Source organism: Prevotella sp. P4-51 (assembly GCF_002251455.1).
GTDB lineage: Bacteria > Bacteroidota > Bacteroidia > Bacteroidales > Bacteroidaceae > Prevotella.
Window position 1 is genome coordinate 19614 of sequence record NZ_NPJM01000054.1, and the last position, 13243, is coordinate 32856.

5 protein-coding genes are annotated in these 13243 nt (G+C 59.6%); all 5 read left to right on the forward strand.

Features of this window, described 5'->3' with window-relative positions; all coding sequences use genetic code 11:
* Positions 1-78: 78 nt before the first annotated feature.
* The 5 genes from CIK94_RS08050 (at position 79) to CIK94_RS08070 (ending at position 13242) form a co-directional block, all read left to right on the forward strand.
* Positions 79-2058 carry an OPT family oligopeptide transporter gene (locus CIK94_RS08050; protein WP_094422526.1) on the forward strand — a complete coding sequence of 660 codons (1980 nt, stop codon included), beginning with the start codon at positions 79-81 and terminating at the stop codon, positions 2056-2058.
* A 28-nt stretch (positions 2059-2086) separates the two neighbouring features.
* Positions 2087-3304, forward strand: a complete 1218-nt coding sequence (locus CIK94_RS08055; protein ID WP_144008347.1) for a hypothetical protein — start codon at positions 2087-2089, stop codon at positions 3302-3304.
* A 130-nt stretch (positions 3305-3434) separates the two neighbouring features.
* Positions 3435-6161: a 3'-5' exonuclease gene (locus CIK94_RS08060; protein WP_094422530.1), complete on the forward strand. Its 2727-nt coding sequence runs from the start codon at positions 3435-3437 to the stop codon at positions 6159-6161.
* 68 nt (positions 6162-6229) lie between these two features.
* Entirely contained in the window at positions 6230-7525 is a 1296-nt protein-coding gene (locus CIK94_RS08065; protein WP_094422532.1) for a sialidase family protein, read from the forward strand.
* 263 nt (positions 7526-7788) lie between these two features.
* The gene (locus tag CIK94_RS08070) at positions 7789-13242 is read left to right on the forward strand and encodes an alpha-2-macroglobulin family protein (protein WP_094422534.1); all 5454 of its coding nucleotides are present in this window, start codon (positions 7789-7791) and stop codon (positions 13240-13242) included.
* Position 13243 lies beyond the last annotated feature (1 nt).

The following is a 13243-nucleotide window of genomic DNA, read 5'->3' on the forward strand; positions in this document are numbered from 1 at the left end:
ATCTTATGCTTTTTCTTTGCATTGTCTTCGACTTGCACTACCTTTGTATCAGTTAAAACATTACTAATATATACTACAATGACAGAAAAAGAGAAAGACGCGGTGCAGCTGCCCGACAACGCTTTTCGTGAACTTCACGACGGCGAGGAGTACAAGCCCATTATGGGTCCCGAAAAGACCATTCCCGAAGTCACAGCATGGAGTGTGACGTGGGGATTGTTGATGGTAGTGCTGTTCTCGGCTGCTGCCGCCTATCTGGGATTGAAGGTAGGTCAGGTATTCGAGGCCGCCATCCCTATCGCCATCATCGCCATCGGTTTGTCGTCGGCCACCAAGCGCCGCAACGCCATGGGCGAGAATGTTATCATCCAGAGCATCGGTGCCTGTTCGGGCGCTGTGGTAGCCGGAGCCATCTTTGTGATGCCCGCCATCTATATGCTTGACCTCCAGGCCGACTTCCTGCGCGTATTCATCGCCTCGTCGCTGGGTGGTATCCTCGGCATCCTCTTCCTCATACCTTTCCGCAAGTATTTCGTCAAGGATATGCACGGCAAATATCCCTTCCCCGAAGCCACTGCCACCACCCAGGTGCTCGTGTCGGGTGCCAAGGGAGGCAGCCAGGCCAAGCCCCTGCTCGTGGCTGGTCTCATCGGTGGACTCTACGACTTCATCGTCGCCACCTTTGGTCTGTGGAACGAGAACTTCACCTCGCGTGTAGTGACATGGGGTCAGCAGCTTGCCGACCATGCCAAGCTCGTCTTCAAGGTCAACACCGGAGCTGCCGTCCTTGGTCTGGGCTACATCATCGGTCTGCGCTATGCCGCCATCATCTGCTTCGGTTCGCTTGCCGTGTGGTGGCTTATCGTTCCGGGTATGGCTTTGCTTTTCCCCGACACCGTCCTCAACCAGTGGGACCCCAATATCGCAATCCCTGTGGGTGAAATGACACCCGAAGCCATCTTCAAGGCCTACGGCCGTTCCATCGGTATCGGTGGCATCGCCATGGCTGGCGTGATAGGCATCATCAAGAGCTGGGGCATCATCAAGAGTGCCGTCGGCCTTGCCGCCCGTGAGATGAAGGGCAAGGGCGCTGGCGCCGAAGAGGTAGTGCGCACCCAGCGCGACATCTCCTTCAAGATTATCGCCATCGGCTCGGTGCTCACCCTTATGGTTACCTTCGCCTTCTTCTATGCCGGCGTGATGGACTTCAACCTCACCCATGCCGTGGTAGCCATCCTGCTGGTTGCCGTGATAGCCTTCCTCTTCACCACCGTGGCTGCCAACGCCATAGCCATCGTGGGTAGCAACCCCGTATCAGGCATGACGCTCATGACCCTCATCCTCGCCTCGGTAGTGATGGTGGCTGTGGGCCTCAAGGGCAATGCTGGTATGTTGGCAGCCCTCCTTATGGGTGCCGTGGTATGTACCGCCCTCTCTATGGCAGGCAGTTTTGTCACCGACCTCAAGATCGGTTACTGGTTGGGTACCACTCCCAAGAAGCAGGAGACCTGGAAATTCCTCGGCACCATCGTGTCGGCAGCCACTGTAGCCGGCGTGATGATCGTGCTCAACAAGACCTACGGCTTCCAGAGCGGCAAGCTCGCCGCACCCCAGGCCAACGCCATGGCAGCCGTCATCGCTCCGCTCATGAACGGTCAGGGGGCGCCCTGGTTGCTCTACGGCATCGGCGCCGTCATCGCCCTCGTTCTCGACCGTTGCAAGATTTCAGCCCTTGCCTTTGCCCTGGGTATGTTTATCCCTATGGAACTCAATATCCCCCTCCTCGTGGGTGGCGCCGTCAACTGGTTTGTCACCACCCGTTCGCAGGATGCTGAGGTCAACAAGGCCCGTGGCGAGAAGGGTACCCTGCTTGCCAGCGGATTTATCGCCGGCGGTGCCCTGATGGGCGTAGTGAGCGCTCTGCTCAAGTTTGGCGGCATCGAGTTCAACTACGACGCCTGGTGGGCCAACCACCTGAGCGAGCTCCTGTCTCTGGCTGCTTACCTTTTGCTCATTACCTATTTCATCATAGCCACCCGCACCACCAAGAAGGTCTGATGCGGGGCAGGCTTCAATCGTTGACGATATGAACACCTCTTCCTTATCCCTTGCCGTCCGCACTGGCATGCTGCTCATGGTCGCCCTGCTTGTGACCATGAGCGCCAGCGCTGCGGCCCGGCGCTATGCCAAGATTTCCCGTGCCTGGGTAGAGCACGATGTCATCCTGGACGGCCAGCGAGGCATGAAGGTCCACCTCTATCTTACCGTGAGCGGCATGAAGCGCCGCAGCGTGAGCCTCACCGGCGAGGTTACCCTCGACAGTGATGTGGCGGGCGACGACCCCGTGGTCATCTACCGCTGCGACGGTGCCCTGATGCCCAGCCACGACATCGACACCTATCTGGACTACACCCTCTTTGTCAACTACGACACAGGCAATTGGCCCGAGGGCGACCACCACTATTATCTCAATGTCCTCGTGACCAATACCGCCAATGGCGAAGCCCTCAACACGCCCGGTTCTACCATCCTCGACTTCTCGCTGAAGCGTGGTGACGACGGCTCCTACATCAGTTATGATACCACCGTCGAAGAGATTAAGCAGCGGATAGGCTATCAGCCCTCTACGCCTACCACGCCCGCTACTCCGGCGCCCGTGGCTACCCCCAAGCCAGCCCCTCAAGCGGCACCGGCGCCTGTGACTACCCCCAAGCCGGTTCAGAAGACCACTCCCTCGACACCATCTACCCAGGAAATGACCGACCAGCAGCGGTTGTACATCTCCTGGATGAAAGACCGCATTATCAAACAGCTCGATGCTGGCGATGGCAACTACATTGTGATATGCACCAACAGCTATGCTCATGGTCCGAACAAGGTGACAGACATCTTCTGGGTCCCCCGCGACTTCAGACCTTACAGCTCGGCATACAAGCAGCTCATGGCGACCGACAAATATATCAAGTGTTTTGTGGATGGCATAGATGTCCTCAAACTCATCAACCACACCCTCGCCGACGGCCGTGAATTCAGCACGGTCTATATATGCGACCGCGACCAACTTGCCAACGGTGAGGCTTGGGAGTATAAAAACAAGAACCATCCCGAACAGGCCACCCACTACTATATGGAAGAGCACCGCATATCCTCAAAGGCAGCAGCCTGGCTGCAACTGCTCATAGAGGGAAAGCTCACTACGATGAGCTTTCAAGGGCGTGACGGCTTAAAAATGGAGACCACCACGAGAGTAGCCCTCAAGGCTCCGCGTCGTATCCCTTATGGCAACTCGCCCGACACGTACTGATGTTGGCGTCGCCCCTTCGCCCTCTCCGCTGCCCATCACACCCCTTAACCTGATATAATCCTTATCCATGACCGTCATAGTCACAGCGCATGTGGCGGTTATGGATATTTTTTTGCAGATTCATACAACTATGACACAATCTATGTCCCCTGCCTGGCAGCCCGACGCAAGTCAGCTGCGCGTGATAGAAACCCCGTTAGGCGGTTACCACCTGGTGCTGGCGCCTCCTGGCTGCGGCAAGACCCAGATACTTACCGAGCGCATCCGCCGTGCCCACGACCAGGGCATAGCCTATGGCGACATGCTCTGCCTCACCTTTACCAACCGCGCTGCCCGCGGCATGCGCGAGCGCATCGCCCAGTATATCGAGGGTGCCGACCTCGGCCAGCTCTATGTCGGCAATATCCATAGATTCTGTTCCCGTTTCCTCTTCGAGCACCACCTTGTCGAGGCAGAGACCTCGGTCATCGACGACGACGATGCCCTGAGCATCCTTGCCCGTTACCAGAACGAGGAAGAAAGTGCCATCAAGCAGCGCCACAACCGCCGTCGCGAGTATGCTGAGATTATCCAGTTTGCCCACTTCATGCACCAGATTATCCATCATCATCCGCGTGGGCTGAGGCTCCATCCCGACTGTGTCAGTGCCGACGATGTGCGCGCTCTCAAAGCCATCTGTCGTGCCGAGCGTCGCGAGTTCACCCCCGACGCCATGATACATATCTACGACCACACCGACGACTACCGCGACTTCATCCATGGCGACGCCTTCGATGTGGGCACCCAAGCCCTTGCCGCCAACACCCTGCGCAAGATGCGCTATGCCCACGCCTACACCGCCTACTGCCGTCAGAACAAGCTCATCGACTTCGAGGACCTGCTCCTGCTCACCTACGACGCCCTCACTGTCGACAACGACTATCCCCACTACCGCTGGATCCAGGTCGACGAGGTTCAGGACCTCAACGCCATGCAGATGGCCATCATCGACCTCATCACCGATACCGCCGTCACCCGTGGCGAGGGCATGGTGATGTATCTCGGCGACGCCCAGCAGGCCATCTTCTCCTTTATGGGCGCCAAGAGCGACACCCTTGCCCTGCTGCGCCAGCGCTGTGGCGACCATATCTACCACCTCAACATCAACCACCGTTCGCCGGCGTCGCTCCTTGCCATGACCAATCACTATGCTGCCGAAGTCTTGGGCGTAGACCGCGCTCTGCTGCCCACAGCCCAGCCCAGCGACGCCGCCGACTGTGCCGAGATGCGGCTCATCGAGTCGCCCCTCATCGACAGCGAGTATCACGATGTGGCTGCCCTTGCCCGCAAGCTCGCCCTTGCCGACAACCGTGAGACCACCGCCATCGTGGTCAACTCCAACTATGATGCCGACAAGGTGGGCGAGGCACTCCATGCCCTCGATATGCCCTTCTTCCAGGTGTCGGGAACAGATATTTTTGCCTCAGTCCAGGTCAAGACCATGCTCGCCCATCTCAATGTGCTTGCCTCGGAGACCAACTTCATGGCATGGGCACGTTTGCTCTATGGATTGGGCGTCTTTGCCGCTCCCGCCTCTGCCCGCGAGTTTATGCGCAAGATGCTCAACCGCGCCCTCCTGCCCTCCGATTTTCTGCTCTACGACTCCACCACCTACGTGCAGGACTTTGTGGCTGCCGTCGACGCCGACGCTCCCGTGGTGGTCTTCGATACCGAGACCACCGGACTCAGCGTCTTCGACGACGACATCCTGCAGATAGCCGCTGTCAAGATGCAGCATGGCCGCATGGTCGAGGGCTCCTCCTTTGTGGTGCATATCCAGACCGAGCGCCCCATCCCCGAGATGCTCGGCGACATCCCCAACCCCATCATCGAAGAGCGGCGCCACGCCACCCTCGTCGGCCATGCCGAGGCACTGCGCCAGTTTGTCGACTACATCGGCGACTGCCGTCTGGTGGGTCACAATGTCGAGTACGACTACCAAATCCTCGTCCACAACCTCAGCCGCTATCTCCCCGATGTCGCCCTTCCTGCTCACGACCGCTGCATCGACACCCTCAAGCTCCTGCGCCTGCTCCATCCCGAGCTGGTGAGCTATCGGCTTGACTTCTTCCGCCGCCAGCATCTCTTCGGACTCAGCGAAGACAATGCCCACCTTGCCGATGTCGATGTCGAAGACACCTGCCGCGTCATGGCCCACCTCTACCGTCGTTGCCGCGAGGTCATCCCCGAGCAGCAGGAGTTTCTTGACCGTGCCGCCACCCGCAGGGCTGCCGACATGCTGCGCCGCAACTACCGCGACCTCTATGTCCGTGCCCGTGAGCAGCTCTATGACCACGCGCCGGCTGGCGACAGTCCTGCCATGGTCGGCCAGATGCGTGCCGTCTACGACTACCTGCGCCAGATGGGCGGCGACCATGCCCAACCCCACAAGATAGACTATGTGCTCAGCTATATCGCCCACGACATCGTCGACAGCAGCCTCGCGCCGTCGCTTGCCGAGCAGCTGCAGCGCCACCTTATGGAGACCAACACCCTCAAAGAGTCAGACCTCTGCGGATCAGATGTCCTCGACGAGCGCATCTTCGTCTCCACCATCCACAAGGCCAAGGGCCTCGAGTTCGACAATGTCATCGTCTTTGATGTCGTCGACGGCCGTTACCCCAACTACTTCACCCGAGACGACGAAGCCCAATGCGCCGAAGACCGTCGCAAGCTCTATGTAGCCCTCACCCGTGCCCGCCGCCGCGTCTATGTGGCGTGGAGCAGCGGGCGCATCGCCTACCGTGGCGACAGGGTCGTCCAGTATCTCTCGCCGTTCCTGCTGCCCGTGGTGCGTTACTTCGACAGCCTCAGTTGAACCCGCTGCCGGCACCGGGCTGACTCCTGTACCCAGAACAATAATCACAAATATAGTAAAGACTAATTATGAAGACAATCCTTACAGCCTTTGGCATGGTCGTCGTCGCCACTGCCGCGTGCGCACAGACCACGCTGTGGAAGACCGACACCGCCAGCCACAAGTACTACCGCATTCCCGCCATCGTGGCGTATGACAACCACGTCATAGCCTTCTCCGACAACCGCTCGGGCGTGACCGACGCCACCAGTTGGGGCGATGTAGGTTCGGTGGGCAACATCAGCATCGAGGTGCGCCACAGCAACGACGGCGGACAGACCTGGACCGCTCCCCGCTGCGCCGTCATGGGATTTGGCAGCGGCAACTTCGACCAGAGCCATGGCGATGCCGCCGTGGTGCGCGACCGCGAGACGGGCCGCATGCTCATTATGACCGGCTCGGGCGAAGTGGGCTACGGCAGGTCGCGTGTAGATGTACCCGGCGACTACTCCAAGGTACTCAAGGTAGGCCGCTACTACAGCCTCGACGACGGCTACACCTGGAACGGTGGCGATGTGACCTCGCAGATTTATGACCTCTATCGCGGTCATGGCAATATCTTCCGCCTCTTCTTCACCAGCGGCCGCATCTGCCAGAGCCGACTCGTCAAGCATGGCACCTACTACCGTCTCTACTCAGCCGTGGTGACCAATGAGGGCAGTCTGGTCGTCTACTCCGATGACTTCGGCCACACATGGGTACCCCTCGGCGGTGCCGACGCCCGTCCAGCCCCACAGGGCGATGAAGCCAAGATAGAAGAGCTGCCCGACGGCCGCGTGCTGCTCAGTTGTCGTCGCAGCGGTCAGGACGGCCGATGGTTCAACATCTTCACCTACGCCGACCGCCAATGCCAGGACGGCAGTTGGGCAGAGCCTGTAGCCTCGGAGAAGCACGACGGCGGTACAGCCACCATCAACAACAACTGCAATGGCGAGATACTCTTCATCCCAGCCCTCGATGCCGACGGCCGTAAGGTCTATGTGGCTCTCCAGTCGGTGCCCCGTGGCACCCCTGGCAACCATCCCACCAACCTTGAGCGCCGCAGCCATGTCTCCATCTACTGGAAAGCCTTCGACACAGCCGACAGTTGGGCCACGCCCGACCGCTGGGCTGAAGGATGGCAGCGCCACGAGATTACCGATGGCTATTCTGCCTATTCATCCATGGCGCTCGACGGCAATGGCGATATCTGCTTCATCTATGAAGACCATGGCGTCCACTTCCGTCTGGGCAGTCAGCCCACCGAGATGTACGACATCCTCTATCGCCACCTCAGTCTTCAGGACATCACCGGAGGACGGTATCAGTACCGTGCCGCCAAGTAGGGTGGTGAGTATAGCCCATATCGCAAAATCCCCGCAGTCGACAGTCGGCTGCGGGGATTGTTTTACGCATCATCGCGGCGCTCTCTCCGAGCAGTCCCAGCCTGTGGATGGCAGCGTCCGCGAGCCAGATAGAGTCGGGTGGGGCAGCGGTCAAGACAAAATGACAAACAATGAGCTTTTTTAATGACATTTATATAAATATTCTTGTAGTGACCACCTATTTTTACTAATTTTGCGATATAGTAACTACAGAACTGACAATAATGAAGAAATCGGTCATATTATTCACTCTGATGCTCATCGCCGTGGTGCAGGCATCGGCTGCCGACACCTACACCTCGCTCTGGCAGCGCTACGACAAGGCTGCCGCCGCATGGCAGCCACGCACTGCCATCGCTGTGCTCGACAAGATTATCGTGCGCGCCACTGCCGAGAAAGCCTACGGCCATCTGGTCAAGGCACAGATAGCCCGTGGAGGGTTGACCATCCAGATATCGCCCGACTCGCTCGACGCCGTGGCTGCGCAGATGGCTGCCGAAGAGCAGCGCGCCAAGTCGCCCGTGCTGCGCGCCGTCTATGCCACCGCCCTGGGCAAGCTCTACGCCATGCAGCAGAGAGGCATAAACCGCAAAGCCTATCAGCAGAAGAGTCGTGACTGCTTTGCCCGCGCCCTCAAGGACCCCGACCTGCTCGCCAAGACCCAGGCCAAGACCTACGAGCCTGCCGTGGAGCGCCGGGATATGAGCAAGGCGTTCGGAGGCGACCTGCTCCACGTTGTGGCTGGTGAGGCCAAGGAGTATGGGCTGCTCAACCGCTACTACGAAGCCCACGGCAACCGCCGCGCCGCCTGTCTGGCCGCCTGCCTCGACCTGCGCGAGAACCACAGCGACTGGCTTTACACCCGCAGCGGCAAGCAGCACTACCAGCACGCCATAGACTCGCTCATCAATGTATACCAAGACCTCGACGAGTGTGGTGAGCTGGCCATAGACCACTATGAGGCTATGGATGAAGACGCTAAAGACATCGTAGAGCGCCGCATAAGATACATAGACTGGGCTATAGCCAAGTGGGGAGCATGGCCCCGCATGAATATCCTGCGCAACAGGCGCACCGACCTCACCGCGCCCCAGTTCAACATCAGTCTCCAGGAGCGGCAGATGCTGCCCGGCAAGGAGCGCAAGATACATATCAACTCGATACGCAATATCCACCAACTCACCCTCAATGTCTATCGGCTCAGCAAGCCCTATGCCGACATCAGTAGCGAGTCTCTGCAACAGACAGACAAACTGGTGGAGACGCTCAGACAAGACGCAGGCAAGACACCCGTGCAGACGGTGGTGCGCAAGTATATCGGCCATGCCGACTACAAGCTGCTCTCCGACTCTGCCACGCTCGCCCCGCTGCCCTTGGGCAGTTATCTGGTCGAGGTGCAGGCCGATGTCAAGGGCGTGAAGCCCCAGTATGCCCTTCTCTCCGTAAGCGACCTGCTCCTGATGGTGCAGAGCCAGTCGGCGAAGGGCACTGCCAATATGAGGCTGGTAGTGGTAAACGCTACAACGGGAAACCCCGTGCCTGAGGCATCCATCATCATCAGACGCGACATGCGCCGCTGCGACCAGGACACCGTCATCCGCGTCAACCGTAAGGGCGAGGCGCTCTGCACGGGCAAGTGGGGAGACAGCTATATGCGCGCAACTTCGGGCATGGACATCAACAGTCCGTTTGGTCAGACATGGTCGATGCTCTCATACCTAAAGTCCAAGGCAGAAGAGCGGTTCAGCTTCTTCACCGACCGCAGCATCTATCGTCCCGGTCAGACCGTACAGGTGGCTGTGGTGGGAGCCTACAGGAGCAGCGCCACCCAAGGCGACGCCATCACAGGTCGCGGCCTCACCCTGCGTCTGCACGACGCCAACAGCCGGGTGATAGCCGAGCGCAAGGTGACCACCGACAGCTATGGCACCGCCCACAGCCAGTTTGTGCTGCCCGCCACCGGCCTCACCGGTAGATACTACATAGACAGCGACATGCCCTATTCGCTCAGCACCAGTTTCAGGGTCGAGGAATACAAGCGCCCTACGTTCAAGATAGAATGGGACACGATACGCACCTGTTACGAGGCTGGCGACACGCTCCTGCTCACCGGTAGGGTGATGACCTATGCCGGAGTGCCTGTGCAGTACGCCAAGGTGAGCGCCAAGTCTACACGCCGGATAGGACTGTGGTGGTGGCGCTTCGGTCGCGGTGAAAGCCATGTCGAGCAGTTGCCCACCACGGTCACCGACAGTCTGGGCCGCTTCGGTCTGCGTCTGCCCCTCACGGTCGATGATGCCGATTACGACCGTCGGGTCTTCTACTCCTTTGATGTCAGCGCCACCGTCACCGATGCCGCCGGAGAGAGCCACGACGCCCAGACCTCTGTAGCCCTTGGCACGCGTCCTACGATGCTCAGTTGCGACATGGCAGACCAGATAGAGCGCGACAGCATCGGCTCCATACGCTTTGACTACCGCAACAGCGCCGGTCAGAATATCGACGGCACCGTAAGCTACACCATCGGCAAGCATAGCTACACCGCCAAGGCCAACGAGGCGGTAGACCTGAGAGCCCTCCTCAAGGGGCTGAAGAGCGGCCGCCATGTGCTCACCGCCGTGTGTGACAGCGACACCCTCGTACACCCGTTTGTACTCTTCAGCGCTACCGACAGCCGTGCCCCCATCGATACCCCCGACTGGTTCTATCTGAGCGGCACCCGCTTCAAGGGCAAGGACAAGGTAAGGCTGCAACTTGGCTCTTCTGCCCCCGAACAGTACGTCGTCTACAGTCTCTTTGCCGACGACCGCGTGATAGAGAGCGGCTCGCTCCACCTCAAGGGCCAGCTCCATCTGCGCGACTTCACCTACCGCGATGACTATGGCGACGCCCTCACCCTCACCTATGCTTGGGTCAAGGACGGCCGCCGCTACATACACACCCAGCGCATCATGCGGCCTATGCCCGACAAGCGGCTTGTGGCACGCTGGACCACCTTCCGCGACCGCCTCGTGCCTGGACAGCAGGAAACGTGGACCCTCCACGTGAGCCGCCCCGACGGCAAGCCCGCCGACGCCCAGCTCATAGCCTCGCTCTACGACCATTCGCTCGATGCCATTTATGCCCATGACTGGCGTTTCTACAACGAGTATGGCGCAAGCCGGCTCTACAATGCCGACTGGCGCATACCCTACAGCCGAAGTATCGGTCTGTACAGTTATCTCGAGACCAAGATGCTGGCAGAGCCCGACCTGTCGCTCTCGCAACTTACGGCGTGGCCCTGCCGGTTCCTCTATCGCACCGCAGGCCCCATGTATGCCGGTTCGGCATCTGCAGGCAGGGAGCTCTTTGTGAGGGGAGTAGCCAGCGCCGAGTCGACCCGTGCCAATAGGGTCAAGGACAAACTGGCGTCTGATGCGGCGATGCCCGAGCCGTCGGTCACCGAGACAGAGAAGGAGCCCGAGTGGGCCTCTCTGCGCGAGAACTTCAACGAGACCGTCTTCTTCTATCCCTCCCTGCAGACCGATGCCAAGGGCGACATCGCCATCAGCTTCCGTCTGCCCGAGTCGGTGACCACGTGGAAGTTCAAGGGCCTCGTACACGACCGCAACCTCAATGCTACCACCATCGAAGCCCTCGCCGTGGCACAGAAGAAGGTGATGGTGCAGCCCAATATGCCCCGCTTTGTGCGCAATGGTGACCATGCCACCATCGCCGTGCGTGTGACCAATGCCTCGGACCAGCGCCAGAGCGGCCGACTGCGTCTGGAACTCACCACCGCCGACGGCAGTCGCACCCTCGTGGCGCGTCAGCAGAACTTTGATGTCGACGCCAAGGCTGCGGCTACCCTCTATTTCGCCTTCGACCTCTCTACCGACGAGACTCTTGTGGTGTGCAAGGCTATGGCTACCGGCAGCGACTTTGCCGATGGCGAACAGCACTATCTGCCCGTATTGCCCGACCGTGAACAGGTGGTCAACACCCGTCCGTTTACCCTCACGGGCACCGGCACCCACACCATAGACCTGACATCCCTATACTCCGCCGGCGCCACGCGCACGCATACCACTATAGAATATACCGACAACCCCGCATGGCTCATGATACAGGCTCTGCCGTCGATGGCCAACCCCTCGGGCGACAACGCCATGAGCCTCGTCACCGCCTACTATGCCAACGCCATCGCCCAGCACATCATCGGCAGTTCGCCCGCTATCGCCCAGGCTATAAGCCTCTGGCAGCAGCGTTCCGATAAGTCGCTCACAGGTGTGCTGGAAAAGAACGAGAGTCTGAAGCAGACCGTTCTGGCTGAAACCCCGTGGCTCATGGATGCCGCCCGCGACACCCAGCGTATGCATAGTCTGGCCCGATACCTCGATGCCAACCAGCTGGCTGCTTCGCAGTCGTCTATCCTGCGTCGCCTCGGTGACCTGCAGGACGAAGACGGTACGTTGGCATGGTGGAAAGGCATGACAGGCAACGTCTATATGACTGCCGCCGTGGCAGAGACGCTGGCAAGGCTCGACCGCATCGTCGGCAAGCAGACCGCCACGCAGAATATCCTGGACAACGCACTGACAGCATTGGACAGAGTGATGGCACAGCGCGTGGAGGAAATGAAGAAACGTGACCCCAAGAACCATACGACCGACCGCCTCGACTATATCGAGACACGCTATCTCTACGCCTCTGCACTCGCCGGGCGCAAGGCAACCCCCACCATCGACTATCTGCTCGATATCATGGAGAAGCAGAAGCACGTGGCCACCATCGCCGACAAGGCGCAGAGCGCCGTGGTGCTCGCCCTCTACGGACGCGATGCCAGGGCCAAGGAGTGCCTGAAGAGTGCGCGCGAGTTTACCGTCTACAAGGACGGCATGGGTCGCTACTACGATACTCCGCTTGCCGGCTACTCTTGGTGCAGCTACCGCATCCCCACACAGGTAGCCACCATCGAGGCAATGGGTCTGCTCGCTCCCCAAGACAGCGTTGCCATCGACGAGATGCGGCAGTGGCTCTTGCAGGAGAAGCGTACGACGGCTTGGGACACACCGATAAACAGCGTAAACGCCATCTATGCCTTCCTCAAGGACAACGGCTCGGCCCTCGCGCCAGCCACAGGCACACGCATCACCATCGACGGCAAGCCGATGGAAGCCGACACCAGCGTGCCGATGATCGGCGCGCAGACCTGGCAGGCCGACGGCGCCGTCAACTCGATAGCCATCACCAAGCAGCAGCCCCACACCAGTTGGGGTGCTGTCTATGCCTCGATGATGCTGCCATCCGACAAGGTAGAGAAGGCTGGTGAAGGTTTCAGCATCGAGCGCCAGGTCGTCGGAGGCACCCACCTCGGTGTGGGCGACAAGGTCACCGTGCGCATCATCATCCGCGCCGACCGCGACTACGACTTTGTCGAAGTCACCGACAAGCGCGCTGCGTGTCTGGAGCCCGTTGTCCAGCTGAGCGGTTATCGTCAGGGTTGCTATGAGGCTCCGCGCGACTGCCGCACATCCTATTATTTCGACCGGATGGGCAAGGGCACCCATGTCATCGAGACCTCCTACTATGTAGACCGTGCCGGCGACTACCGGGCAGGTCAGTGCACCGTGCAGTGTGCCTACAGTCCATCCTTTGCCGGTCGTGTTGCCGGTGAAATCATCCACGTAAATCCATAAT